At 70.4% G+C, this 25,121-nt stretch carries 23 protein-coding genes and 1 pseudogene; 10 read left to right on the top strand and 14 right to left on the bottom strand.

From position 1 onward, the window contains the following. The first annotated feature begins 258 nt into the window (after positions 1–258). The 3 genes from GBA65_RS03200 (at position 259) to cimA (ending at position 3,113) form a co-directional block, all read left to right on the top strand. Positions 259–543 (top strand): hypothetical protein, encoded by a 285-nt coding sequence (locus tag GBA65_RS03200; RefSeq protein ID WP_166395344.1) that lies wholly within the window; start codon positions 259–261, stop codon positions 541–543. Between the two features lie 82 nt (positions 544–625). After that, entirely contained in the window at positions 626–1,537 is a 912-nt protein-coding gene (leuB, locus tag GBA65_RS03195) for a 3-isopropylmalate dehydrogenase (RefSeq protein ID WP_207956112.1), read from the top strand. Position 1,538: 1 nt separating this feature from the next. Next, positions 1,539–3,113, top strand: a complete 1,575-nt coding sequence (cimA, locus tag GBA65_RS03190) for a citramalate synthase (RefSeq protein WP_166395343.1) — start codon at positions 1,539–1,541, stop codon at positions 3,111–3,113. Between the two features lie 95 nt (positions 3,114–3,208). On the opposite strand, the gene GBA65_RS22725 is transcribed toward cimA, so the two are convergent. Genes GBA65_RS22725 through GBA65_RS03180 form a run of 3 tightly spaced genes read right to left on the bottom strand, consistent with a single transcriptional unit; the run spans position 3,209 to position 5,671 of the window. Next, positions 3,209–3,898, bottom strand: coding sequence for an NAD-binding protein (locus GBA65_RS22725; RefSeq protein ID WP_207956111.1), 690 nt, complete (start codon positions 3,896–3,898; stop codon positions 3,209–3,211). A gap of 22 nt (positions 3,899–3,920) precedes the next feature. Continuing rightward, a complete protein-coding gene (locus GBA65_RS22720; RefSeq protein ID WP_207956110.1) occupies positions 3,921–5,183 on the bottom strand; it encodes a cation:proton antiporter in 1,263 nt (420 codons plus the stop codon). Beyond that, positions 5,162–5,671: a metallophosphoesterase family protein gene (locus GBA65_RS03180; RefSeq protein ID WP_407691036.1), complete on the bottom strand. Its 510-nt coding sequence runs from the start codon at positions 5,669–5,671 to the stop codon at positions 5,162–5,164. The genes GBA65_RS22720 and GBA65_RS03180 overlap by 22 nt, the downstream gene beginning before the upstream one ends. Positions 5,672–6,023: 352 nt before the next feature. Here GBA65_RS03180 and GBA65_RS03175 point away from each other — a divergent pair, with 352 nt between their 5' ends. After that, positions 6,024–9,188: a putative bifunctional diguanylate cyclase/phosphodiesterase gene (locus GBA65_RS03175; protein ID WP_166395341.1), complete on the top strand. Its 3,165-nt coding sequence runs from the start codon at positions 6,024–6,026 to the stop codon at positions 9,186–9,188. A gap of 52 nt (positions 9,189–9,240) precedes the next feature. On the opposite strand, the gene GBA65_RS03170 is transcribed toward GBA65_RS03175, so the two are convergent. From GBA65_RS03170 to GBA65_RS03160, 3 genes and pseudogenes are all read right to left on the bottom strand, one after another. Beyond that, on the bottom strand, positions 9,241–9,903 hold the full coding sequence (locus GBA65_RS03170) for a response regulator transcription factor (protein ID WP_166395340.1): 663 nt from the start codon (positions 9,901–9,903) through the stop codon (positions 9,241–9,243). After that, positions 9,900–10,994, bottom strand: coding sequence for a sensor histidine kinase (locus tag GBA65_RS03165; protein ID WP_166395339.1), 1,095 nt, complete (start codon positions 10,992–10,994; stop codon positions 9,900–9,902). The genes GBA65_RS03170 and GBA65_RS03165 overlap by 4 nt, the downstream gene beginning before the upstream one ends. Before the next feature lie 26 nt (positions 10,995–11,020). Next, positions 11,021–11,871: pseudogene (locus tag GBA65_RS03160) on the bottom strand (UbiA prenyltransferase family protein). Between the two features lie 681 nt (positions 11,872–12,552). Between GBA65_RS03160 and GBA65_RS03150 the strand changes: the two are divergent. From GBA65_RS03150 to GBA65_RS03135, 4 genes are all read left to right on the top strand, one after another. Beyond that, positions 12,553–13,881, top strand: coding sequence for an AfsR/SARP family transcriptional regulator (locus GBA65_RS03150; RefSeq protein ID WP_166395336.1), 1,329 nt, complete (start codon positions 12,553–12,555; stop codon positions 13,879–13,881). 177 nt (positions 13,882–14,058) lie between these two features. Beyond that, positions 14,059–14,328 (top strand): hypothetical protein, encoded by a 270-nt coding sequence (locus GBA65_RS03145; protein WP_166395335.1) that lies wholly within the window; start codon positions 14,059–14,061, stop codon positions 14,326–14,328. Between the two features lie 205 nt (positions 14,329–14,533). Then, positions 14,534–14,767, top strand: coding sequence for a hypothetical protein (locus GBA65_RS03140; RefSeq protein ID WP_166395334.1), 234 nt, complete (start codon positions 14,534–14,536; stop codon positions 14,765–14,767). Positions 14,768–14,928: 161 nt separating this feature from the next. Then, positions 14,929–16,275, top strand: coding sequence for a zinc metalloprotease (locus GBA65_RS03135; RefSeq protein ID WP_166395333.1), 1,347 nt, complete (start codon positions 14,929–14,931; stop codon positions 16,273–16,275). 39 nt (positions 16,276–16,314) lie between these two features. Here the strand turns inward: GBA65_RS03135 and GBA65_RS03130 are convergent, their stop codons facing one another. Beyond that, a complete protein-coding gene (locus tag GBA65_RS03130; protein WP_166395332.1) occupies positions 16,315–16,590 on the bottom strand; it encodes a hypothetical protein in 276 nt (91 codons plus the stop codon). Positions 16,591–16,804: 214 nt separating this feature from the next. Further along, positions 16,805–18,067: a CynX/NimT family MFS transporter gene (locus GBA65_RS03125; protein WP_228281642.1), complete on the bottom strand. Its 1,263-nt coding sequence runs from the start codon at positions 18,065–18,067 to the stop codon at positions 16,805–16,807. A 497-nt stretch (positions 18,068–18,564) separates the two neighbouring features. Between GBA65_RS03125 and GBA65_RS03120 the strand changes: the two genes are divergently transcribed. Next, positions 18,565–19,683 (top strand): PAS domain-containing sensor histidine kinase, encoded by a 1,119-nt coding sequence (locus GBA65_RS03120; RefSeq protein WP_166395330.1) that lies wholly within the window; start codon positions 18,565–18,567, stop codon positions 19,681–19,683. 114 nt (positions 19,684–19,797) lie between these two features. On the opposite strand, the gene GBA65_RS03115 is transcribed toward GBA65_RS03120, so the two are convergent. From GBA65_RS03115 to GBA65_RS03105, 3 genes are all read right to left on the bottom strand, one after another. Beyond that, positions 19,798–20,727: a calcium-binding protein gene (locus GBA65_RS03115; RefSeq protein ID WP_166395329.1), complete on the bottom strand. Its 930-nt coding sequence runs from the start codon at positions 20,725–20,727 to the stop codon at positions 19,798–19,800. Positions 20,728–20,838: 111 nt separating this feature from the next. Beyond that, positions 20,839–21,336, bottom strand: coding sequence for a LysM peptidoglycan-binding domain-containing protein (locus GBA65_RS03110; protein WP_166395328.1), 498 nt, complete (start codon positions 21,334–21,336; stop codon positions 20,839–20,841). Positions 21,337–21,430: 94 nt separating this feature from the next. Continuing rightward, a complete protein-coding gene (locus tag GBA65_RS03105; RefSeq protein ID WP_166395327.1) occupies positions 21,431–22,240 on the bottom strand; it encodes a DNA-methyltransferase in 810 nt (269 codons plus the stop codon). Between the two features lie 55 nt (positions 22,241–22,295). Here GBA65_RS03105 and GBA65_RS03100 point away from each other — a divergent pair, with 55 nt between their 5' ends. After that, positions 22,296–23,195, top strand: a complete 900-nt coding sequence (locus tag GBA65_RS03100; protein ID WP_166395326.1) for a ribokinase — start codon at positions 22,296–22,298, stop codon at positions 23,193–23,195. Here the strand turns inward: GBA65_RS03100 and GBA65_RS03095 are convergent. From GBA65_RS03095 to GBA65_RS03085, 3 genes are read right to left on the bottom strand one after another with little or no spacing between them, the layout of a single operon-like run. Then, on the bottom strand, positions 23,192–23,761 hold the full coding sequence (locus GBA65_RS03095) for a hypothetical protein (protein ID WP_166395325.1): 570 nt from the start codon (positions 23,759–23,761) through the stop codon (positions 23,192–23,194). The two genes, GBA65_RS03100 and GBA65_RS03095, sit on opposite strands and share 4 nt — an antisense overlap. A 7-nt stretch (positions 23,762–23,768) precedes the next feature. Continuing rightward, positions 23,769–24,581 carry an aldo/keto reductase gene (locus GBA65_RS03090; RefSeq protein ID WP_166395324.1) on the bottom strand — a complete coding sequence of 271 codons (813 nt, stop codon included), beginning with the start codon at positions 24,579–24,581 and terminating at the stop codon, positions 23,769–23,771. Positions 24,582–24,587: 6 nt separating this feature from the next. Next, positions 24,588–25,061, bottom strand: coding sequence for an acyl-CoA thioesterase (locus GBA65_RS03085; RefSeq protein WP_166395323.1), 474 nt, complete (start codon positions 25,059–25,061; stop codon positions 24,588–24,590). Positions 25,062–25,121: the final 60 nt, after the last annotated feature.

The following is a 25,121-nucleotide window of genomic DNA, read 5'->3' as shown; positions in this document are numbered from 1 at the left end:
AAGAGCTTGCCCCCGCGATACGGCCGCGCACGTCCGCGACGTGGCCGCTCGTCGTGTGGCACGAGCTGGCGCACGCGTTCCTGCTGCGGGGGGAGGTGGTCCGGACCCCGCCGTGGCTCGGCGAGCTGATACCGCAGGCCGCGGCAGCGACGGTCGGGCTGAAGACGGGCCTTCCGCTGGAGGAACATCTCTCGGAGGTGGACCGGAGCCCCGGCTTCACGGTCCGGTCGTTCGGGGGAGGGCCGACGCGGGACGCAGATGGCGTTTCAGAACCTGTTGCTCGGGCTGGGCGCCGCGGCGGTGGAGAAGTTCGGGGAGGGGTTCCTGGCCCGGCTCTTCCGCGTGCTGTGGGAGGAGCAGGAGGTCGTGGACGAGGGGCGCGCGGAGGAGATCCTGACTGGCGCGCTGGGCCGGGGGACCGGAGTGGCTGCGCTCGCGGCCGGAGTTCTAGGAGAAGGTGGGAGAGATGCGCGACTCGTTCGATATTCTGTTGCTGCCGGGGACGGTATAGGGCCGGAGGTGGTCGGGCCGCGCGGACGGTGATGGACGTGGCCGCCGAGCACTTCGGGGTGAGCCTGAGCTACGAGGAACGCAGGATCGGGGGAGCGCCATCCGCGAGGAGGGCGTGCCCGTCTCCGACGAGACGCTGGAGAGGGCGAAGGCCTCCGACGCGGTCCTCCTGGGCGCGGTCGGCGACCCCGAGTTCGACCGGAACCCGGGGCACCTGCGCCCGGAGAAGGGGCTGCTGGCGCTGCGCCACTCCCTCGGGGCGTTCGCGAACCTCAGGCCGGTGGCGGCGCTGCCGGCGCTGCTCTCGGCCTCCACGCTCAAGGAGGAGGTCCTCAAGGGGGTGGACATCCTCATCATCCGGGAGCTCACCGGCGGGGCCTACTTCGGGGAGAAGGAGGAGGGCGAGGAGCGGGCGAGCGACCTGAGCGTGTACACGCGGGAGGAGGTCGAGCGGGTCGCGAGGGTCGCGTTCGAGGCGGCCGAGGGGAGAAGGGGTCGCGTGACGAGCGTGGACAAGGCGAACGTCATGGCGACGAGCCGGCTGTGGCGGAGCGTCGTCGACGACGTCGCGGGGGAGTACCCGGGGGTGGCGCTGGACCACGTGCTCGTGGACGCCGCGGCGATGTTCCTGATCCGGGACCCGAGAAGGTTCGACGTCCTCCTCACGGAGAATCTCTTCGGCGACATCCTCTCGGACGAGGCGGCGATGCTCCCCGGCTCGATGGGGATGCTGCCCTCGGCTTCTCTAGGCCTGCCCGGCACCCCCGGCATCTTCGAGCCGGTCCACGGCTCGGCCCCGGACATCGCGGGCAGGGGGGTCGCGAACCCCTACGCCACGATCCTCTCCTGCGCCATGATGTTCCGCCACTCCCTGGGGAGGCCTGACGTCGCCGGGGCGATAGAGCGGGGCGTCTCCGTCTCGCTGGAGGCCGGGTTCAGGACCGCCGACCTCGGCGGCAGCCATACGACGGAAGACGTTACGCGGGCCGTGAGCCGCTGGGCCGCCGCGGGAGAAGGGGTGGCCTAGGATGAGGGTGAAGCTTTTCGACACGACGCTCAGGGACGGGACGCAGCGCGAGGGCGTGAGCCTGACCACGGAGGACAAGATCCGGATAGCCCGCGAGCTGGACGCCCTCGGCGTGGACTACATCGAGGCGGGCTTCCCGGCCTCGAACCCCAAAGACATGGAGTTCTTCGAGGGCTTCGACGCCTCGGAGCTGGATCACGCGCGCCTCGTCGCCTTCACCCGCGCCCGCCGCCCCGGCGGACGCGCCGACGAGGACCCCGCCGTGACCCTCCTCCCCCGCCTCTCGGCCCCCGTGGCGTGCATCGTCGCCAAAAGCTGGAAGATGCACGTCGAGAAGGTGCTGCGCACGACGCCGGAGGAGAACCTGGAGTCCATCCGGGACACGGTCCGGTACCTCGCGAACGCCGGCAAGGAGGTCATCTTCGACGCCGAGCACTACTTCGACGGCTTCCGGGACGACCCCGAGCACGCCCTCGCCGTCCTGAGGGCGGCGGCCGACGCCGGGGCGACGACCCTCGTCCTCTGCGACACGAACGGCGGGACGCTGCCCACCGAGCTCAAGGCCGCGGTCGAGCGCACGGTCGAGGAGTTCTCCGGGTACCCGGACGTCGAGGTAGGCATCCACACCCACAACGACGCCGGGTGCGGGGTCGCGAACGCGATCGTCGCGATCGAGGCCGGGGCGACGCACGTTCAGGGGACGATCAACGGGGTCGGGGAGCGCTGCGGCAACTGCGACCTCGTCACCACCATCGCCAACCTCCAGCTCAAGATGGGCCTCGAGGTCCTGGACGACGAGAGGCTCGCGAAGCTCACCGGGACGTCCAACTACGTCTCCGAGCTCATGAACCTCACCCCGGACACGCACCGCCCCTACGTCGGCAGGAGCGCCTTCGCCCACAAGGGCGGGCTGCACGTGGACGGCATAACGCAAGACCCCTCGACCTACGAGCACGTCGCCCCCGAGGTCGTCGGGAACGTCCGGCGCACGCCCGTCGGGGAGCTCTCGGGGAAGAACTCCATCCGCCAGAAAGCCGAGGAGCTCGGCATCGAGGCCGGGGACGTCACGGGCATCCTCTCGGCGATAAAGCAGCGCGAGTACGAGGGCTACCACTACGAGGCCGCCGACGCCTCGCTCGCGCTGCTTATAGGAAGGACGGCCGGGGAGGACAGGCCGCTCTTCGAGCTCGAGACGTTCAGGATCATCTCGGAGAAGCGCGCCGGCGGCGAGACGACGACCGAGGCGACCATCAAGCTTCTCGTCAAGGGCCAGAGGGTTATCTCGACCGCCGAGGGGAACGGGCCGGTCAACGCGCTGGACAAGGCGCTCAGGGAGGCCATCGGTCCCCACTACCCGGAGCTCCGGGAGATCCACCTCTCCAACTACAAGGTGCGCATCCTCGACGAGCACCGGGCGACGGCCGCGACGACGCGCGTCCTCATCGACTCCACGGACGGCAAGCGCGTCTGGGGCGCCGTCGGCGTCGGGGAGAACATCATCGAGGCCTCCTGGCAGGCCCTCGTCGACGGCCTGGAGTACGGGGTGAGCGCGGCGGTGACCTCGCACAAGGGCTAGCCCGCGGACGATCCGGTAGTCGCCCGGCCCTCCGATCCCGGCCTTCGCCCGCCTGGCCCCGGGGCGGATAGGAGTAACGGTGCCCCTGCGGGCCCCTAGCGCGGCTGGGTGGGCGCGACGAGGAGGTCGGAGAAGGCGGCGCGCTGCTCGGGGGTGCCGAGGACCGCGAGGAGGTCGCCGGGGGCGAGCGCGAAGCCGGGGCCCGGGTTGGCGGAGACGTCCTCGTCGCGGACCACGGCGACCACGGAGGCCCCGGTCCTCGCCCGGATATCCAGCTCCCCTATCCTCCGGTCGGCCAGCGGGCATCCCTCGGGGACCTCGATCCAGTCCGTCTCGATCATCTCGGAGGCCCGGCGCAGCCCGTAGAGGATCTTGTTCCCGTCGCCGTCGCTGGTGAGCGGGGCGTAGAGCTCGCGGCGGACCCGATCGGAGAAGCGCTGCACGTCGCCCGCCCCGATCCCGAGCCTCAGGAGCGCCTGCCGCCCGAGCTCCAGCCCCGCCTCGAGCTCGGGCTGCACCGCCTCGTAGACCCCGAGGCGCGAGAGGTCTTCGAGGTGCTCGGGGCTCGTCGAGCGGGCGACGATGCGGACCTCGGGGTTCATCTCCCGCACGCGCTCCACGACGAGCCTCGCCACGATCGGCTCCGGGATGGTCAGGACGATCAGCTGCGCCTCGGCCACCCCGGCCGCCTCCAGCACGGGCTCGGCGGTCGCGTCGCCGAAGACGATCGGGACCTTCTCGTTCTTCGCCTCGTCCACCCTGCCCGGGTAGGCGTCTATCGCCACGAACGGGCGGTCGAGCCCCCGATCATGCGCGCCACGAACTGCCCGACGCGGCCGTACCCGACGACGACCACGTGGTCGACCATCCCCGTGTCGGGGAGCTCGATGTTCTCCATGGGCGCGGCCGGGAAGCGCCGGCGCCACAGCCCGTAGAGACGGGGGCGAGGCGCGCGGCGAAGGGGGTGAGGGCCATCGTCACCACCGCCGTTGTCAGGGCGATGGAGTAGGTGCCGTCGGAGATGGCGCCCTCCTCCACCCCCACCCGCGCGAGCAGGAAGGAGAACTCGCCGACCTGGAAGAGCCCGAGCCCGAGGGCGAACGGGACGATGTTCCCGTAGCCGAAGGCCCGGGCCGTCCCCGCGAAGATGACGCCCTTGCCCACGAAGACGAGCACGACGACGGCGAGCACGACGGGGGCTTGCTGCCACAGGAAGATGGGGTCCAGGAGCATCCCGACCGAGACGAAGAAGAGCATGGAGAAGACGTCGCGCAAGGGCGCGATGTCCGAGAGGGCCTGGTAGCTGTAGTCCGAGCGCGAGAGGACGAGGCCGGCGACGAACGCCCCGAAGGCGAAGGAGAGGCCGGTCAGGTAGGTCGCGTAGCCCACGCCGAGGCCCGTGGCGACCACGGCGATCAGGAAGAGCTCGCGCGAGTTCCAGCGCGCCACGCGGGCCATGAGGTACGGGAAGACCCTCGTCCCGAAAACGGCCATCACCGCGACGAAGAGGCCCGCCTCGAGCATCGCGACCCCGAGCCTCGAGACCCCCTCGCCGAGGTCGCCGAGCTCGGGCAGCAGGATCAGGAGCGGCACGATCGCCACGTCCTGCGCCACGAGCACCCCGATCGTCACCCTCCCCGAGAGCGTGCCGAGCACCCCCCTCTCCGAGAGGGTCTTCAGGACCACCGCCGTGCTCGAGAGCGAGAAGAGCGCACCTAGCCAGATCGACTCGACGGCGCCGAGGCCGAGGATGAGCACCCCCACGCCGTAGCCGAAGCCGATGGTGAGGAGCATCTGGATCGGGGTGCCGATGAGGGCTATCTTCCGCACCGGTTTGAGCTCTCCCAGCGGGAAGTGCAGGCCGATGGCGAAGAGCAACAGCGCGATCCCGATCTCGGCCAGAAGCTCGATGTCGTGCGCGTCGCTCACCGTGGGACCGCCGGTGTTCGGGCCGATGAGGACACCCGCGAGGATGTAGCCGAGGATCAGGGGCAGCCCGAGACGCTGCGCGACGATCCCGCCGAGGAACGCCGCGACCAGAATGAGCGCTATGTCGCCAGCGATACCCAAGAGGCCGTCCCGCTCCTTATACCACGGCCGCTAGAACGACCCCGCCTCCAGCAGCACCGCTCCCCCGAGCGTGCGCACCTCGGCGCGCACCCCGCCCTCCCCGCCCACAGCAGCGCGAACGTGTGTTCCGGCTGCCGCCTCCGATCCGTCGGGCTCCCCGGGTTCAAGAGCATCAGCCCGTCCTCGTCCTCGAGAAGCGGTATGTGCGAGTGCCCGAAGACGACGACGCGGGCCCCCGGGAAGCGCCGCCCCATGCGCCCCCGACGCCCCTTCTTCGCGCCGGAGTCGTGGATCATAGCGACCGGGACGCCGCCCACCTCGAACCGTAGGACCTCCGGAAGGTCCACCCCCGGGCCGTCCACGTTGCCCTTCACGGCTCGGACGGGCGCGTAGCCCGAGAGCTCCTCGATCACCGACGCCTCCAGGAGGTCGCCGGCGTGCAGGATCAGGCCGGCCTCCCTGAGGTGCGGCGCCAGCCCCTCCGGCAACCCCTTCGCCCTCCGCGGGATGTGGGTATCCGCCAGAACGACGGTCGGAGCGGGCACGGGCCTCAGCCCCCGCCCGGACGATCCCTCGTCCCCCGTGCCGGCCCACGGCCGGAGCGCACTTGGCGACGATACGCGGCTCGGAGGCATAAGGACGATTCTAGCCGTATGGGTGCCGGGCTTCCACGCCCGGACGACCAGCCGTCCGCTCCCGGTCAGGGTGCGCCACGAGGGCCCGGGCGAGGCTTCCCCGGATCCCGGAGAACGATAACCGTTCGAGTCGATAATATAGTGTCGGTAGAGGCAAGTGGGAAAGGTAGCGCGGCCTGTGTTTGAAACGAGCTCCTCCGGAGACGTGAGGACGAGAGCCCCCGGCGTCGCCTGGCGAGCTTTCCTGGCCCTGGGGCTCGTGGCCCTGGTGGTCTGCGCGCTCCTGCCCGCAGGCTCCGCCAGGCTCGTCGTCTCCCTCGTCCTCGCCGTAGCGGCTGCCGGGGCGATCGGCCTCGGCAGCCGCTCCAACGCGCCCGCCTACGCCCGCCCCTGGTACGCGATCCTCGCCGCGCAGGCGCTGTTCGTCGCCGGAGACGCGGTGCGGGGAGGCCGCGAGGTCTTGGACGTTGCGGTAGGCGCGTCCCCTTACCTCGCCGACGTACCGGCCCTCGCGGGCCGGGTCGCGCTGGTGGTCGCGCTCGCGCTCCTCGTCCGTGAACGCGCGAGGGGGAGGGGCTCCCTCGTCCTCGCGGACGCGGCCATCGCGGCGGTCTGGCTCGGCGTCCTTGCGTGGCTCTTCCTCGTGGAGCCGTACGCGCCCGGCGGGCCGGCCTCACCCATCGAGCGGCTCGTCCCGATTCTCTACCCCCTTGTGGGCGCGCTCGGCCTCGCCTTCGCGGGCAGCCTCGTGCTCGGCCGCGGTCCGCGGTCCCTGCCGCTCTACCTCGTCGGCGCGGCCTCGGCCGTCTTCGCGGTCTGCGACACGCTCTACGCGGCCTCGGCGCTCGCGGGGACGTTCTACGCGGGCCACCCCGCCACCTACGGCTGGCTCGCGGCCTACGCGCTCCTCGGGGCCGCGGCCCTGCACCCATCGATGGCGGAGCGGGGAGGGACGCGAGGGGGCGCTCCCATCCGGTTCACCCGGCGCCGCGTCGCTCCGGTCGCCGCGGCCACGCTCTTCGCCCCCGCGATCCTCGTCGTCCAGTACCTGCGCGGCGAGCCGGCCCACCTGCCCGTCGTCGTCGTGGGCTCCATCGCCCTGTTCGCGCTCGTCCTCGTCCGCCTCGACGGGCTCGTGCGCGCCGCCTCGTTCGTCAGGGAGAAGCTGGATCGGACGCTCGGCCGCGAGGAGGTGCTCGCCAGGTCGGCGGCGACGCTGGTGGCCGCGACCGACCGCCGGGGCATCTACGACGCGGCCCTGGAGGCCGCGCGGGCGCTCACGGAGGGGGCGTCGGAGCTCGGCGGCGTGAGGATAGCCCTCGGCAACGTCGACGAGATGGTCGTGGTCGCCGCGACGGGGCCCGAGGCGGAAGGATCGGAGGGCAACAAGATCCTCTCCAGGGACCTGCCGCTCGCCGCGCGCGGCGCGCTGCTGCAGCGGCGCAGCATCTCCGTCGAGCGGTCCGCGAGCCCCTGGCTCTCGGGACGGTCCAGGGCGGACGCCCCGGCCGGGGAGTACTACTTCGTCCCGCTCGCCACCCACGAGAGGATGCGCGGCGTGATCCTCTCCAGCACGGGCTCGGCGCTCGAGGAGGGGGTCCGCCGCGGGCTCGACTCGCTCGCGACGCAGGTCGCTTACGCCCTGGAGAGGACGGACCTCACCGAGGACCTGCACCGGCGCCGCAGCGAGGAGAGGTTCGAGTCGCTCGTGCAGAACGCCTCCGACGCCATAGCCATCCTCGAGGCCGACGGCGGGATCCGCTACGTCAGCCCTTCCTACGAGCAGGTCCTGGGCTTGAAGCCGGAGAGCGTGGCGGGCAAGCGGGTCTTCGACCTCGTCCACCCCGACGACGCCGAGCGCGCGAGGGCCTTCTTCGAGAGGGTCGTGGCCTCGCCGGGGGTAAGCCCGTCCCTGGAGCTGCGCATGCGCCGCGCCGACGGCGCCTACAGGCACGTGGAGCTGATCGCCAACAACCTCCTCTCGGACCCCAACGTGCAAGGCGTCGTCGCGAACTCCCGCGACATCACCAAGCGCAAGGAGGCGGAGGAGAAACTGGCCTACCGGGCGTTCCACGACGGGCTCACCGACCTCCCGAACCGCGCCCTCCTGATGGACCGGCTTGATCACGCCCTCACCGGAAGGACGGCACGGCGCGACTCCGTGGCGGTGCTCTTCTTCGACCTCGACAGGTTCAAGGTCTTGAACGACAGCCTCGGGCACGAAGCGGGCGACGCCCTGCTCGTCGAGGTCGGCAAGCGGCTCAAGGCGAGCCTCAGGCCCGAGGACACCGTGGCGCGCCTCGGCGGCGACGAGTTCGTCGTGCTGCTCGAGGACGTGGAGGGGATGGGGCAGGTGGTCTACGTGGCCGAGCGGGTCATCAAGCTCTTCGAGGCCCCGTTCGTGCTCGAGGGCCGGGAGGTCTACATCAGCGCCAGCATCGGCATCTCCATCGGCGGACCGGGCGGGGACAGCCCCACCGATCTGCTGCGCAACGCCGACATCGCCATGTATAGGGCCAAGTCCAACGGTGCCGCGTCCTACGAGATCTTCGACGCCGCGATGGGCGCCCAGGCCCTTCTCCAGCTCGAGAAGCAGACCGACGTGCGCCGGGCGGTCGAGCGGCGGGAGTTCGTCGTCTTCTACCAGCCGAAGGTGGAGCTCTCCTCCGGCGCGCTGCACGGCTTCGAGGCCCTGGTGCGCTGGGCGCACCCCGAACGCGGGATAGTCTCGCCCGGCGAGTTCATCCCGCTCGCCGAGGAGAGCGACCTGATCGTCCGCATAGGCCGCTTCGTGCTGGAGGAGTCCTGCCGGCAGGCGAAGGTGTGGCGGGACCGCTACGGCGCCCACGCCCCGGCCGTGGGCGTCAACCTCTCCGCCAGGCAGTTCCGCGACCCGAACCTCGCCAGGATCGTCGGCGCTGCTCTTGAGGAGACCGGCCTGGACCCGAACGCGCTCCTGCTCGAGGTCACCGAGAGCGCGATGATGGACGACGCGGAGTCGAGCGGCGCCAGGCTGAGGGAGCTGAAGGCCCTTGGCGTCCGCATCGCCATCGACGACTTCGGCACCGGCTACTCGAGCCTCGCCTACCTCCAGCACTTCCCCCTGGACATGCTCAAGATAGACCGCTCCTTCGTCACGGAGCTCGGGCGCGACCCGAAGGGCACCGCCATCATAGAGGCGGTGAGCTCCCTCGGGCACTTGCTGGAGATGCAGGTCCTCGCGGAAGGGGTGGAGACCACGGACCAGCTGGCGCGCCTGCGCGACCTCGGCTGCGAGCTGGGCCAGGGATACTACTGGTCCAGGCCGCTGCCGCAAGAGGAGGCGGAGGAGCTTATCGCGAAGAGCTTCGGCACCGCCAACGGCGGCTGACGTCGCGCTGGATCACCGAAGCCCCGTGCGGGGCGCTCGCGCGCGGAGCCGTTCAGCTGGAGCCGGAGAGGTCCCGGAACGTGATCAGGCCGCTGGTGAGGGCCTTCTTCGCGGCGTCGGCCCTGGAGACGACCCCCATCTTCGAGTAGATGTTCGTAAGGTGGCGCTTGACCGTGCCCTCGGAGATGTGGAGGTACTGGGCGATCTGCCCGTTGCTCATCGCCCGCACAGCGAGCAGCAGGACCTCCAGCTCCCGGTCGGAGAGCGTGTCCTTTTTGGAGCCCTCCAGCCTGTCCGCCGTGTTTCTGGACACGGAGAGCAAGACCCGGTCCTCGACCCGGCGCACGGTGCGGACCGCGGCGACGAGCTCCTCCCGCGTCGCGTTCTTGACGATGTAGGCGTGCGCCCCGAGAGCCAGGAGCTTGCGCACCAGGCGGTGCTCGTCGTACATGGTCAGCACGATCACCCTGGAGGAGGGCGAGACGCGCAGGATCCCCTCGATCGCCCCCTCCGCCCCCATCAGCGGCATCTCCACATCGAGGAGCACGACGTCCGGCTTCTCCCTCGCCGCCAGCTCGACGGCCTCCACGCCGTTCTCGGCCTCCCCGACCACCGAGATGTCGTTCTCCGCCCCGAAGATCTCGGCTATGCCCTCCCGGAAGAGGGCGTGGTCGTCCGCGAGGAGCAGCTTGATGGTCTTGTCCCCGCCGCTCAATGCCGGTTCCTAGGCAACGGGACGGAGACCTCGATCCTCGCGCCCTCGCCGGAGCTGGAGGCCAGCCCGAGCGTGCCCCCGAGCAGGGTCACCCGCTCCCTCATGGAGGAGATCCCGGTGCCCTCGGACGCCGCGCCGGAGGGGTCGAACCCGCGCCCGTCGTCCTCGACGGTGGCCGTCACGTGGTCCTCGGTGATGCTGAGTTTTACGCTCATCATGCTGCCCCCCGAGTGTGCGACGGCGTTGCGTACCCCTTCGCGCAGCGTCAGGAAAAGCTCGTCGCGAACCTGCGGAGGGACCAGCGCCTCGTCGCCCTCGACGGAGACCCAGGACCGCATCCCGTCGGGCGCGACGGAGCTCAGCAGGTCCGAGAGGGCGACCTCCAGCCCCTCGTCCGCCGAGGTGCTGCGCAGCTCCCTGGAGAGGCCCCTGGTCAGCTCGAGCGCCTCCCACGTGGTCTTCTTGGCGAGCTCCAGCCTCGCCTGAGCCTTGGAGGGGTCCTTCGTCTCGTACATCTCGTAAAGCTCCAGGCTCCGAAACGTGGTCATTATGGCGTGGGCCACCCTATCATGAAGCTCCCTGCTGATGCGACGCCGCTCGTCGGCGTGCGACTCGTGGACCCTCGCGAGCAGGTAGTTGCCGTAGGCGAGCGCCGCCGTGGTCACCCGCTCCATGAAGATCCTCTGGATGGCCAGGGCGACCGCCGCGACCTCCTCGGTCGAGGTCGCCGAACGGGGCAGGTTCCGGACGACCACCGCCAGGGCGGCCTCGGAGAAGGCCACCACCGCCCGCAGGGAGTGGATGGCGTGCACGTTCGCGCTCGCCCTCGACACCCCTATGGTCTCGGAGAGCCCGTCCTCGCCCCCCGGCGCGCCGGGTGGCGCCCCCTGGCCGCGCAGGCTCGCCACCACCTCCCGCAGCACGAAACGCGCCTGCACCTTCAGCTGCTCGCTCGCCTCGGGCTCCGCGACCAGCGGGCTCCCCATGGCCGTGAGCCGTCCCTCGTAAGCCTCGATGACCTCGTCCGACCGTCCCTCGAGTATGTCCGCGGACAAGCTCGGGCGGCGGTCGAAACCTTCTCGTACGGACACTACCGCCTCCCCTCGGGCCCCGATCTCTACCACGCCACCACGGCGAGGTTGGCCCCGTACTGCGTGAGCATAAACGCCTTGTACGGCCTCCTGCGCCGGGATCTGTCGCCCCGGCCCCAGGGGCCGAGCGAGATGGCCGCCACGAACGTGGCCCCGGACGCCAGCACCAGCGCCGACGCCAGCAGGGCGGGGGCGAGGGAGACGGCCGAGAGCAGGAGCATGCCGCCGAGGCAGAGCGCCACCCCCGAGAAGACGAGCCGGGCCGTATTCTCGCCCCAGACCACCGGACCGCTCCTCCGCCCGGCCTGCCTGTCCCCCTCGATGTCCGAGAGATCCTTCGTCTGGCTCACGATGCCCAGCCAGAGCGCCATCGCCGCGGAGAAGACCGCGAAAGAGATCGTATCCCCCCTCCCCGTTGGACGCGTACCCGCGTTGTACGTGATGAGGGCCGTAACCACCCCCAGAGCCGCCCAGCCCGCGGGCCGCCGCTTGAGGTAGAAGGGCGGCCCGGAGTACAGCCAACCCAGCACCAGCGCGGCCACGACGCTGAGCACCATCAGCCACCCAGCAAGAAGCTGCACGCGACGCTCAAGACCGCCAGACCAACGGCTACGCCGGTCGCCTGCCCGACCGTCAGCTTCCCGCTGGCCACCGGCCTCGAAGAGCCGTTGACGCGATCCTCCTCGATGTCCATGACCCCGTTGATTATATAGACGGACAACGTCGCGCAGACGCACAGCGCCGCCCCTCCCCACAACTCGACGCCCGCCCCGCCCGAGAAGATGGGGTTGGCGAAGGAGGCCCCGGCGAGGAAGCGCAGCAGGAAGATGCCCTGCACGGGCGGCCTCGCCTCCAGAAGGCACCGGTACAGGACCATGGCTACACGAGGACCAGCGGACACACTGGGAAAGCGCAACACCACCGGATATACCTTCCTCCCCCATAAGGAGCAGCACGTTTTTCGGCGTAATGTTCGTACGACCACCGGGCCGTCGGCATCGCCCGTAGGTCGTAAACCTTCTACGACCCTTCACACATTCTTTCGAAACGTTCGGTTCATTTTCGGCCTCCCGTGGCTTCTGGCCCCTGGAGCGACGGCGAGGGGCTGCTATCGTGCGGGTTGGGTGTTGGTTGGGACGAGGTATCACCGGTCCGTAACAAGGTTCGGGAGACGGGCGTGCCGCTTACGGGTTTGCTCCACGCACGGGTTCGGTCCCCGGTAGGGGACCGCCCGGCTCGTGTGCGGCCGACGGCGCGCACACGGGAGTGTGTCCGAAGCGCGGAGCATACCGCCGTGGCGGCCGGTCCGTCGCGACGGATCATGGAGGCTCGAAGCCCACGCGGAAGATGCTTGCGCTTGGGTGCGAACGACGCTGGCGACGGCGATTTCCGTGCTCCAGGCACACTACTTCGAGCCGCTCGCGAGGCGACGAGGTTGCGGCGTCCGTTCCGGGTTACTCCCGCGTGCGGTGGGAGCGCTCGGCGTAAGGCCCAGGGTCGGAGAGTCGAAGCGTCGTGCGGAAGATGGTGCGGCGCCGAAGGGTGGGTGTGATCGGGCATGGTCGAGCAGGGGCAACGGAGTCCGGGCGAGCGCTACCGCCCCCTGGACGCGGACTTCGTCCGCAGGATCCTGGACGCGGCGCAGCAGGGGGAGAACAGGCTCTCGTTCTGTTCGGTGGCGTGGGAGCTGGGGCAGGATCTCGTAGCTCGCGGGGAGTACGGGCTCGCGGACGTGTGCTTTGACAGGTTGTCGAGCTTCGCCGGGGGAGTAGAGGACCACTTCCTGGTGGAGGCCGCTCGGGCGGCCAAGCTGTTGTCTTCCGCGCTCGGCGGCGGGCAGACGCCCGGGGAGGACCTGCGAGAGGTCGTGGAAACCCTGCGACAGGACCTGACCCGTCTGACCCCGGAGGACGTGAGATGGGCAACCGCGACCCTGGCCTCCCCGGCGGGGAGCGGAGCCCCTCCTAACGCAGCCCGACTTCCTCGTGTCCCTGCGGCGCACCCCGGTGCGAGGAGCGCGTTCCGGCCGGCACCGGGACCGGGGAGTCGTCCGGCCGCAGATTACAGGGCGGGCGACCGCCGCAAGATCCCTGCGCGGCTCGACACCCCCGGCCGGGTAGAGTTCGAGGTGCGCTTCCTCGGCCGCTTCGAGCTCCTCCGCCAGGGGCGAGCCCTGGACCTGGGGCGTAGCGGCAAGGCCAGGACGATCCTCAAGTACCTGCTCGCCCGGTCTCCCCGGCCCGTATCCAGGGATTGCTTGATCGAATGGTTGTGGCCGGAGTCGGGCGCGAGGCGGGCCCGCTGGTCGCTCAACGCCGCGATGTCCTCCGTGCGCAAGATTTTGAGCGAGGGCGGGCGCGCCAGAGAGCTCGAGGGCCTGGTGGTGTGCGAGGCGGGGTACTACCGCCTCTCCCCGAACGCGCGAATCTCGTCGGACGTCCACGAGTTCGAGGCGCGCTGCCGCAACGGCCGCCTCCTGGAGGAGTCGGGCCGGGCATCCGAAGCCGTCGAGGAGTACGAGAGGGCCGTCGAGCTGTACCGGGACGATTACATGATCGAGGACCTGTACGAGGACTGGACCCTGATCGAACGCGAGCGGCTGGCCGACACACACATGGACGTGCTGGACCGCCTCGCGCGCCACTACGCGGAGACCGGACAAGCTCGGGAGGCGATACGAGCCTGCTACCGGGCGCTGGAGAGGGACCCCTGCCGCGAGAGCACCTACAGGATCCTGATGCAATGCTACGCGCGCCTCGGCCTCCGGCACAGGGCGCTGCAACAGTACCGGATGACCGAGGAGCTCCTCGGCAGCCGGTACGGCACCTCGCCCTCTCCTCAGACCCGAGCCCTCTACCGCAGCTTGCTGAGGGGCCTGAACATCTGAGGAGGCCCGCGCGACCCTCCCCCTCCAACGGCTTCGGCGCGAGCCATCGGAGCCGCTGCGGCATCGGGGGTAGACCGGAACCCTCGGCCGTGGCGGGTTCATCGCCGATTCATCGCGGGTTGTTAGCATGGGTCCTCATAGCCGCGCTTCGTCGCCGGTTGAGAGGACTTCTGGGCTGTGACCGACGGACCACCCTACCGTGACCTGGGCAAGCTGATGGCCGCCATGGCCCTGAAACGGTTGGCAAGCGATCCCTCCACCATCGCCGCACGCATACGGGAGGCCGCCGATCACGCGGTCGACCCCGAGGACGTGCTGGATTACCTCCGGGGCGCACGCTGCCCGGCCCCTAAATTCATCTCCGCCTTCGCCGATGCGTTCTCGCTGACGGTGGAGGAACGCAGACGGCTGGCCTGGATGTACACCTTCTCCGAACTTCCGTACTGAGCGACGCCACGCCACACGGCGCTGCGATCCGTAGCCTCCTCGTCCATGCACGGTCCGGTAAGGGAGCAACACGGATCGGCGCGCGCGTAGAGGACGCGCCAGGGGCCAAAAAACATCTCCAAAAGATCGCGACTCCCCTTGACACAATTAGTAATTGTTTAACACAATACATTTGCAGGTAAGGGCAAAGGAAAGGGGAAAGCCTATGCTGGCCGAGAAGAGGGTCCTGAGCATCGAGGAGCTCGAGGCGCAGACCGCGATCGAGCTTCCGGAAAGGGAGATGTTGGCCCTGGTGAACGTCCGCATCGACGACGTCGTCATCCAGGTGCCCATCGGCATCGCGGCGAACCTCTGCAACATCAACGCGGCAGTACTGGCCGCGCAGTTGGTCGCTGGTCAGGAAGCCGAGTGCGAGGCGGAAGTTGATCAGGACCTCTAGGTAGCGGGTCTTGGCGGGTCGGGCCCTGGCCCGGCCCGCCGTTTTCGTGTCTTGGGGAGCTCTGAGGGATGCCAGGAACGGGGAAGACCGAGAGCAGCGAGGGAGTCGGGCGGCGGGTAGCCCCTTCTGCCGGACGGGGAGTCTCCAGCGCCGAGGCCGAGGTGCCGGAGCGCCCGGAGCGTGCGCCGGACGTCGAGATCGTCGGCGAGATGAAGGAGACCGGCTTCGAGGATCGGCAATGGCTCGTGCAGCGGGGGGACCGGTTCATACAACTCACCGAGCTCCTCTACCGCGTCGTCGAGCAATCCGACGGTGAGCGGACGCTGAGGGAGGTGGCTGCGGGGGTGACGGCGTCGACCGATTGGGCCGTCGAGGCCGACGACGTGCGGCGCATGATCGGGACCAAGCTTATCCCCCTGGGGTTGATCTCTCCGGCGGAGGACGCCGACGATCACGGATACCCGGCGGACGTCCGGGAGGGTCCCCGTTCGCCGCTGGCGCTGAACATGCGCACGAAGGCGATCGGACCCCGCGTTATAGACCCCGTTTCCGGGGTGCTCCGGCTTCTCTTCGCGCCGCCGATTCTCGTCCCCATTCTCCTGGCCGTCGTCGCCGCTCACTGGTGGTTGTACGCCGTGCACGGGGTGATGGGTAGCGTCGTCGCTTTCTTGCGTACTCCGGGGCTGGTGCTGGTCGTGTTGGCGGCCACGCTCCTCGCCGGCGTCTTCCACGAGTTCGGCCACGCCTCGGCGCTACGGTACGGCGGCGGCAGGGCCCGGGCGATGGGCGCCGGCCTGTATATCGTCTACCCCGCCTTCTACACCGATACCACGGACGCCTACCGGCTCGGTCGTTGGGGGAGGGTACGTACCGACCTCGGCGGGTTCTACTTCTCCCTGATCTTCGCCCTCGGCCTCATGGCGCTGTACGCGGTCACGGGGCAGGAGATCCTGCTCTTCGTAGTACTCCTGATCAACCTGGACATCGTCTACCAGTGCCTCCCCTTCGTCCGCTTCGACGGCTACTGGGCGCTCGCCGACCTCTCGGGCATCCCGGACTTCTTCTCGCAGATGGGGGCGTTTCTGAGGAGCGTGTTGCCCCTCCGCCGCTGGAAGGGCGCCAGGCTGCCGAACTTGAAGCCAAGGGTGAAGACCGTTTTCGCAGCATACGTTCTCGTCACGGTCCCCGTGCTCTCCCTGCTCCTGTTCAGCCTGGTCTCCAACCTCCCGAGCATCGCCTCGACCGCCTGGGAATCGTTGCGCGCCCAAGCAACGCAGGCTGCCCGCGCCCTGGACGATGGCCTCCTCCTCGACGTAGCCGCGGCGACCGTAGAGGCCCTCCTCCTCACGCTGCAGATGCTGGCGATCCTGTACCTGCTCTACAACATCGGCCGGAGGTTCGTCCGGGCGGTGCTGACCTGGAGCAGGCCAACCCCGTTGCGGCGGGCGATCGGGGCCTCGTTGGTCGTCGGCGTGATCTCCCTCGTGGCCTTTCTCTGGGCCGCCTAGGCACACCGCGAGCAGAATGACAGGGCCTCGAGCCCCCGGCTACCGCGCGACGGGGTAACCGTCGCTGGACGGGGAGTCCGGCTCGTCCGAGGCCCCCTCCGGGAAGGGGCCGTAGGTGTAAGCCCAGGCCAGAACGTCTCGCTCGTCCCTGGTCAGGTCGAATGCCCGGGCGAAGGAAGAGACGAAGGCCGGTCTCGGCCAGGATTCGCCGTAGAAGTAGCGGGAGACCGCCTGCCCGGTAACCCTGTTGCCCGTGGCGCGCGTCACCCACTGGGCGATGTTGTAGGGCCCGCGAACGTTGCGCTTGCGCGCCATGCCGTCCAGGAGCTCGCCCAGGTGACAATAGGGCTTGTGGGTCCGGGAGTTCACCTTCGTACTTCCATTAGCATCTTAATTATATTGTTTTTGTCAAATTTTTCCCGCGGCCCCGAAGGGACCCCGCTCCACCGGAGCACGAGAAGACCGCCCGGCGGCCCTTCTGCCCCTCCCCAGGCTCCCCGATGTCCACTTCCTCGGTCACGCCAGGTCGCTACGCCTCGCCCCTCGGGCCCGATCTGCTCGCCGGCGCGTTCGAGCCGGGGATCTGGGCGTCGCGGGCGGCGCCAAGGCCCGCGATCAGGAGGCAGACCGTGAGCGCGAGGAGGAGCGTTAGGGGGACCGTCCAGGCGCCCGTGGCGTCGCGGAGGGCGCCGAAGAGGAACGGGCCCGACGCGGCGAGCAGGTACCCGACGGACTGGGCCATGCCCGAGAGCGCGGCGGCGTGCTCGGGGTCGGGCGCGCGCAGCGCGAAGAAGGTGAGCGCCAGGCTGAAGCACGCCCCCTGCCCCAGGCCCAGGAGCACGACCCAGAGAGCGGCGGCGGTGTCGCCGGCGACCAGCAGGCCCAGGGTGCCGGCGCCGTTCAGGGCCACGGCCGCGGTGACGACCGTTCGCTGGGAGGGTTTCCTGCCGGCGAGCATGGGGGCGAGGAACATCGTCGCGATGCCCGACGCCTGCGAGAGCGCGAGCAACCACCCAGCCCTGGAGACGCCCATGCCCTCGTCCTGCAGGATCTCCGGCAGCCACGTCAGCGTCACGTAGTAGACCAGCGACTGCAGCCCCATGAAGAGCGTCACCTGCCAGGCGAGCGGCGACCTCCACGGGCCGCTCACGCCGCGGGAGGTCGGGGCGGACTCGTCGGAGGGGCGGGCGCCCCAGACGAGGGGGATCCAGGCTACTATCGCCACCAGGATCGGCAGTGCCCACAACGCCAGGGAGGCTCGCCAGCCGACGCCGATCGCCACGGGCGCGCTCGCGCCCGCCGCCAGCGCGGCGGCGATGCCCATAGTGGTGGTGTACGCGCTCGTCATCAGGCCGGTGCGCTCTGGGAACCCCTGCTTGACGAGGCCGGGCAGGAGCACGTTTCCCGCCGCGATCGCCGCCCCGAGGACTACCGTGCCCAGGAACAGCGCCGCCGCCGATCCCGCCGAGCGAAGCAAGATGCCCGCCGCGAGCACGAACAAGCTCGCCAGCAGCGCGCGTTCGATGCCTATCCGTCGAGCAAGAGCGGGGGCGACCGGCGAGAGCACCCCGAAGGCCAGCAGCGGCAGCGCCGTGAGCAGGCCAGCCACCCCGTTGGAGACGCCGGTGTCCGCGCGGATCTGCCCGATCAAGGGCGCCACACCCGTGAGCGACGTGCGCAGGTTGGCGGCCAGAAGCAGGATGCCCACCACAAGCAACGCGACCCGGAGGCTCGAAGGACCCCGGCGAGCGGCGCGGCCGGACTCGGACGCGACGTGTTCCCCCCTAGCCAAGCGGCTCCCCTGCGTCGCGAGCCCTCGTGCCCCGAGCGTCGCGGCCCCCGCGAAGCTCGAGGACACGGCTCGCGGACGGTCGCGAAATCGTGATCCCGGCCTCCTCCTTCTCGGATCTTGCGGTGTACTCCCGGCAACCCGGTGCCCGTGAAAGCCACGCAGAACCGGCGCGCGCACGACGGCCGGGGTGCAGCGCCGATGGTAACAGAGAGCCGACGGTCCCATACGGGTGTACCGCCGAGGCCCGAGCAGAGCATACGGCTCGACCGCCGCTCCGAACCCACGAGGCGATCCGGGCGCCCCCGCTCCCAAACGACGATCGGGACGCTGGCGCTTCTCGGCGGGCGTATTCGGGGACGGGAGAGAGCGCGGGCGCGTCGGGCTCCACCGCCGCGTGAGGCGCGAACATTGTGCCCGCAGTATCTTTCGGCGTGCTACGATGGCACGGGAATAGGCGGCATGGGGACCGTCTGGGAGCGGGAGGACCAGGCCGGGTCGTGGACTATCCCGAATTCTTCGCACGCGCCACCCTGGACGGGCTGTCCGCGCACGTGGCGATAGTCGACGGCTCGGGGACCATCGTCGCCGTCAACAGGGCCTGGAGGGAGTTCGCCGAGGCCAACGGGGCCGCGGTCAACGTCTCGGAGGGCGCCAACTACCTGCGCGTCTGCGACTCGGCGAGCGACCACGACGAGGAGGCCGGCGTCTTCGCGGAGGGGCTGCGCGCGATCCTCTCGGGCGAGCGGGAGAGGTTCGCGCGCGAGTACCCGTGTCACGCGCCGAACGAGCGGCGCTGGTTTGTGGGCCGGGTGACGCGCTTCCCGAACCACGGCCCCCCGCGGGCGGTGGTGGCCCACGAGGACGTCACGGAGCGCAGGCTGGCCCTGGACGCGCTCGCCGAAGCGCTCCGTTCGAAGGAAGAGTTTCTAGCCGACGCCGCGCACGAGCTGAAGACGCCCCTGACCGTGATCCGCGGCAACGCCGAGGTCGGCCTGAGCATGCGCCACGGCTGCGCCCACGAGGAGATCCTGCGGGAGATCGTGGAGGAGTCCGGGCGGATGTCGCAGACGGTCGAGGGCCTCCTGTTGCTCGCCCGTTCGGACTCGGCCTCCGTACCGCTCGAGGCGAGGGTGGTCGACGTCGCGCCCTTCCTCGAAGGGCTGGCCAGGCGCGCGGGAGCGTTGGCCCGGGAGCGGGGCATCTCGCTGCGCGCCGACCTGCGCGCCGAAGAAACTCTGCGGTGCGAGCCGACACGGATCGAGCAGGCCGTCCTGATCCTGGTCGACAACGCCGCCAAGTACGGCTTCTCGCCCGAGCCGATCTCCCTGTCCTCGGAGACCGGCTCGGGCGAGCTGCGCGTCGAGGTTGCGGACCGTGGACCCGGCATCCCGGAGGGGGAGCTGCCGCGCATCTTCGAGCGTTTCTACCGTATCGACGCCCCGCGGGCGAGCGAGAGGGGCGGGGTCGGGCTGGGGCTCCCCATCGCCAGGGCCATCGCCGAGGCGCACGGGGGACGCATCGAGGCCGAGAGCCGCGTCGGCGAGGGGACCACGATGAGGATCTGCCTCCCACTCTCCGGCGATCCGCAGCCGAAGCTCGACCGACGCGCCGTGTAGCCCTTCGAGAAGACGGAGGGCCGCTCGACGCAACGCTTCGATAGCCCCGGCGCGGGGTGCCCTTCTCGCGGGGCGCTAGAAGCAAGCGCCCCGCGAGAGCCAGGGGAGCGTGTTCTAACGCGTCCGGAGGGCTTCGCAGCCGGAGGTGTGCGGCAGGTCCTCCGTCCCCACGACGCAGAGGTCGGAGCCGGCCCCGCCCGAGACGAGGTCCGCGGAGGCGTCGTCCGCCGCGTACAGGTAGTCGTCCCCGCCGTCGCCGTAGACGGCGTCGGAGCCGGGACCGCCGTAGAGGGCGTCGTCGCCGTCGCCGAAACCGCCACGGACGAGGTCGTCCCCCGGTCCCCCGTGGGCGAGATCTTCGAGGCTGAGGCCGTAGAGGGCGTCGTCCCCGGGGCCGCCGTAGAGGGCATCGTCGTCGGGGCCGCCGAAGACCAGGAAGCCTCCGTAGACGAGATCGTCGCCGGTGCCGCCGTAGGCGAGGTCGTCCCCGTAGGCGCCGGAGAGCTCGTCGTGGCCGTCGAGCCCCTCGATGAGGTCCGGGCCGTTCTCCCCGCGGAGCCGGTCGTCGCCCGGGGTGCCGACGATGCGCCTCCCCGCTCCCCCGGAGAACGAGACGACGGCCGAGAGCGTCGTGTCCGCGTCGATCGTCCGCACGCCGAGGTCCCGGAGGATCGAGACGGGCTCGCCGGGCCGCTCCCCCGAGACCTGGCTGAAGCGCGTCCCCGTGCCCTGCACGAACCAGAACGGTTGGGCGTCGCCCCTCGGGAAGTTCCGGAAGCCGCCGGTGTAGACCCCGTCGCCGTCGGGGTCGGTGAGCCTGATCCCGAAAGGCTCGAAGGTCAGAAAGCCCCAGAACGTCGCGTTCGGCGGGGGCTGGCCCACGACCGTGAGCTCGAACGTCACCGTTACGGTCTCGACGGGGGGCGGCTCCTGGTCTTCCTGAGCCGAAGCCGTGCCCGCCGCTGAAATTAGCGTAACCGCCACTAGAGCCGAGATCGCAAGGGCCAGGGAGATCAGCCCCGGCGAGTTACCCTTGCTCCGCACGTGAAACCCTCCTTCCGAGCCGGCTCGCGCCGTTGCTTCGATGCGTCGCGCTTCGCTCGATGGCGTCGCGCCTCCGCGCCTGCGGTTCGTATTGTCGCCATCAGCGTCCTCCTACTGCGGGATGCGAAGGGTCTGGCCCGCGAAGATCGGGTCGGGGTCCTCGATCCGGTCGCGGTTCGCCTGGAAGATCGCGCGCCACCTGCCCCCGTCGCCGAGGAACCTCTCGGCGAGCCCCGACAAGCTGTCGCCCGGCTCGACGGCGTACTGCAGAAAGCCTCTGTACCCGTCGATCAGGGCAGCCCCGAAGGCCACCACGGGGACGACCGCCTTGCTCGCCTCTCCCCCGCTCCCGTCCTGCGCGTACTCGAAGACCTCGACGCTGCCGCGCGCCGTCTTCGGGCGGCCCGGAAGGTCGAGACCGATCCGGAAGTTGCCCCGGATCCCCGTCCCCCCGGCCCTCACGGAGACCTCCCGCAGCTCCTTGCCGTCCTGGTCCCGCACACGAGCGGCGAAGATCCCCTCGAAGCCGGTGGCGACGCCGCAGACCCCGACGGGGTGGTCCACGATGTCGTGCGGCCGGCGCACGCTGATGGGTGGGAAGACGGCCATGACGGCACCTCCTACGTCGCGCTGCGTTACCCCAAAGGTAAGCAGACGGCGATGAACCGCCGATGAACGGCGCTGGGGTGAGGTGGACCGTGTTCTACGGGAAGAGGCCGGAGATCTCCCGCAACACGCCGCCGCGTTCGGTGGCGCCGAGGCGGCGGGCCGCGAGCCCCGCGAACCCCTCGTCGAGCTCGGCCCCCACGAAGAAGCGCCCGAGCTCCTTGGCCGCCACCGCCGTCGTCCCCGAGCCCGAGAAGGGGTCGAAGACGAGGTCCCCCTCCGACGTCGAGGCGAGCAGGGCGCGGCGCACGAGGCGCAAGGGTTTCTGGGTCGGGTGGTAGCCGTGCGCCTTCTCGCGCCTCGGGACGGCCGGGATGCGCCAGACCGACGAGACCTGCGTCCCGGGGCTCGGGCTGTTGACGAGGTCGTAGTTGAAGGTGTGCCGCGCCCCCCTGCCCCTGCTCGCCCAGATGATGGTCTCGTGGGCGTGGGTGAACGTCGTGTGCGTGGCGTTCGGGGGCGGGTCGGTCTTGGCCCAGATGACGTCGTTGATGATCCGGTAGCCCAGGGTTTGCAGGGCGAAGCCGAGGCTGAAGATGACGTGGTGCGTCCCCGTCACCCACAGCGTGCCGTCGGGCTTGAGGACGCGCCGCGCCTCCCGCAGCCACCCCAGGTTGAACTCGTGGTCCTTCTCCAGCCCCAGAGACCTGTCCCAGCCGCCCTTGTCGACGGGGGCCAGCTTCCCGTTCCTGACGGTGACGCCCCCGTTGGAGAGCCGGTAGGGCGGGTCGGCGAAGACGGCGTCGACGCAGGAGGCGGGCATGAGCCGCATAAGCTCCACGCAGTCCGCGAGGTAGACCAGCGCCCCCGGCTCCCCGTAGCTCTTTAGCTCCCCCAACCCGCCCATGGGCCCATTCTGTAGAATGCTTGGCCGTAGGGCAACAGGGTGAGGGGAGCGTCTCGTGAGCGGGGTCTTCGTCGTCGGCTCCATAAACCAGGACTTCGTCCTCCGCCTGGAGCGCCGGCCCGAGCCCGGCGAGACCGTCACCGGCGCCGAGCTCTCGCTCTTCCCCGGCGGCAAGGGCGCCAACTCGGCCGTCGCCGCCGCCCGGCTGGGGGCGAGGGTCGCGATGCTCGGGAGGGTGGGCGAGGACGCCTTCGGCGCGGACCTCGTGCGCAACCTCCGCGAGGCCGGCGTCGACACGACCCACGTAGGGTCCGTCCCCGGCGTCCCGACCGGCTCCGCGTTTATCACCGTCACGCCGGACGGCGAGAACGCCATCGTCGTCTCCCCCGGCGCCAACCGCTCCTTCGGTCCCCGGGAGGTGGACGCCGCGGCGGAAGACCTCCGCGCCGCCGGCGTGCTCGTGGCGCAGCTCGAGGTAGACGCGGGGGCCGTCGGGCGCGCCGCGCGGGCGGTGATGGGGGCCGGGGGCCGCTTCCTCCTCAACTTCGCCCCGCCGCGCGAGGTGCCCGAGGGGATTCTCGCCCTCGCAGATCCCCTGGTGGTCAACGAGCACGAGGCCCGGTTTCTGCTCGGCGAGGCGGGGGGAGAGCCCGAGGCGGCCGTCGAGGGGCTGCTGGGGCGCGGCCCGCGCTCCGTCGTCGTCACCCTGGGCGCAGAGGGAGCTCTCCTAGCGGCCGGGGGCTCGACCCGCCGCTTCGGCGCCCCGGAGGTCGAGGCCGTGGACACCACCGGGGCCGGCGACGCGTTCGTGGGCGCCCTGGCGGCGCGGCTCGCGGGCGGGGACGGTCTCGAGGAGGCGGTCCCCTACGCCGTGCTCGCGGGGGCCGCGGCGGTCACGCGCGAGGGGGCGCAGGGCTCGCTGCCCACGCCGGAGGAGGTAGAGGGGCTCGACTAGGACCCCCAGGCCTCGGGCCGTCCGGCGAGCCTGGCCTGGCTCTCGGAGAGGCGCTTGAGGGTCAGTAGCTGCTTGCGCATCATCACGAGGTCTCCCCAGGGCAGGATCCAGCGCACGAAAGACCACGGGGGCTTCGTGGGGTAGCGGACGTTTATCTTCGCGACGAGGCGGCAGGAGCCCTCGGAGGTCGCAGAGACCACGTAACTCATGGCGACACGGCCGAAGACCGAGACGGCTCGCGGGAGGTCGAGGGCCACCGTCAGGTGCCTCTCCTCCTCGAAGGCGACGAGCCCGAAGATGGTCATGACCCTCTGGCCCGGGGCGAGGTTCTCGGCGCCGGGGACGAGGCGCCTCGGGCTGCGGCGGCCGAAGTTGTCGATCCAGTCGTAGCTGTAGGGCGCGAGCTTGAGCTGGCACAGCCACCGGAACACCGTGGGCGCGGGCGCCGAGACGTCCACGGCCCGAAAGTAGGCGGCGTCGGCGTCGGGGAGGAGCGGGTCGCAGGGGTAGGCCCCGCGTCGCTCCGCCGGCGTGGACCCCCAGGTGAGCGCGACCGAGCGCCGCACCCCCGTCTCAGCCCTTCCGGGCCAGGCGCCTGACGTACTCCCGCTCCTCCTCGCCGAAGAAGGGCGGCTCGCCCGCGCGGGCGTTCTCCCGAGCGCGCCGGGGAGAGCTAGTGGCGGGGATGGCCGAGGTGACTCGAGGGTCCGAGAGGACGAACTTGAGGAGGGCCTGCGCCCAGGTCTCGACGCCGAACTCCTGCAGGGGGCGGAGGTCCTCCTCCGAAGGCGCGTTCCGGACGAGGCGGCCGGAGCCCAGGGGGACCATGACGATCACGCCGAGGCCCAACTCCTCGGCGAGCGGCAGGACCCCGTCGGCGACGGCGACGTCGTCGGCGTTGTAGGGGACCTGCACGAAGTCCACGCGCCCGGTGCGCATCACGTCCATAAGCTCAGGGAAGGCGGAGCGGGAGTAGTGGGTGGCGCCTATCGAGCGGACCCTGCCCTCCCCCTTCAGGCGCTCGAGCAGCTCCAGCCGTTTCTTCGTGGCGACGAGGTTGTGGACCTGGTAGAGCTCGACGCGGCCCCCGAAGAAGCCGAGGGCGCGTTCGATCTGGCGCTCCGCCTCCCCGTCGTCCGGCGTCCAGACCTTCGTGGCGACCGTCGCCCGGTCCCGGCCGTGCTCCCGCAGGGCGTCGCCGAGGACCCGCTCGGCCTCCCCGTACATCGGGGAGGAGTCGAAGAGCGTCACGCCGGCCCCCAGCGCCTCCCCGACCACCTCGTGGCGGTCCGCCTCCGCCGGCCCCCGGACGTCGAGGACCCGCCAGGTCCCGAGCCCGACCGCGGAGACCTCGATCCCGCCCTCCCCGAGCCTCCTGCGTTCCACGGCTCCCTAGCGTCCTTCCGGGGCGAAGGACTCTTCCGGGCGGTTCTCCAGGGCGGCGACGGTCGGGAGGAACCAGTCGGGGCGGGGGCGGACCTCGCCGGAGTCGATGTCGTAGAAGACCTGGGCGCTCGTCCCCTCGGCGACGACGCGGCCCTCCTCGAAGCTCTCGCCGCCTCGCAGCTCGTAGTCCATAACGAACGAGCGGTTCCCGACCGTGCGGACGCTCGCGGCGCCAGAGAGCCCCTCGCCGATAAAGATCGGGGCCCTGTACCTCACGGTCGCCTCGGCGATCACGTAGCGCACCCCCGGTAGGTCCCCGGCCTCCAGAGGTCCGACCCCGAGCTTCTCGGCGAGCGCCGCGAGGTACGCCATGCGCACCGTCTCGAAGAAGCTCATGTGCACGGCGTTGTTCACGTGCCCGTAGGGGTCGAGGTCCTGGTAGCGGATCTGGATCGTCTCGACCACGGGGGGGTTCTTCAAAACGTCGCCTCTCTTCCGGTCCGGTCCTCCGGCCGCCGATTATACGGGAGAACGGCGCGC

Origin of the sequence: Rubrobacter marinus, assembly GCF_011492965.1 — a bacterium.
GTDB lineage: Bacteria > Actinomycetota > Rubrobacteria > Rubrobacterales > Rubrobacteraceae > Rubrobacter_F > Rubrobacter_F marinus.
This window is presented reverse-complemented; position numbering and strand designations above follow the sequence as displayed.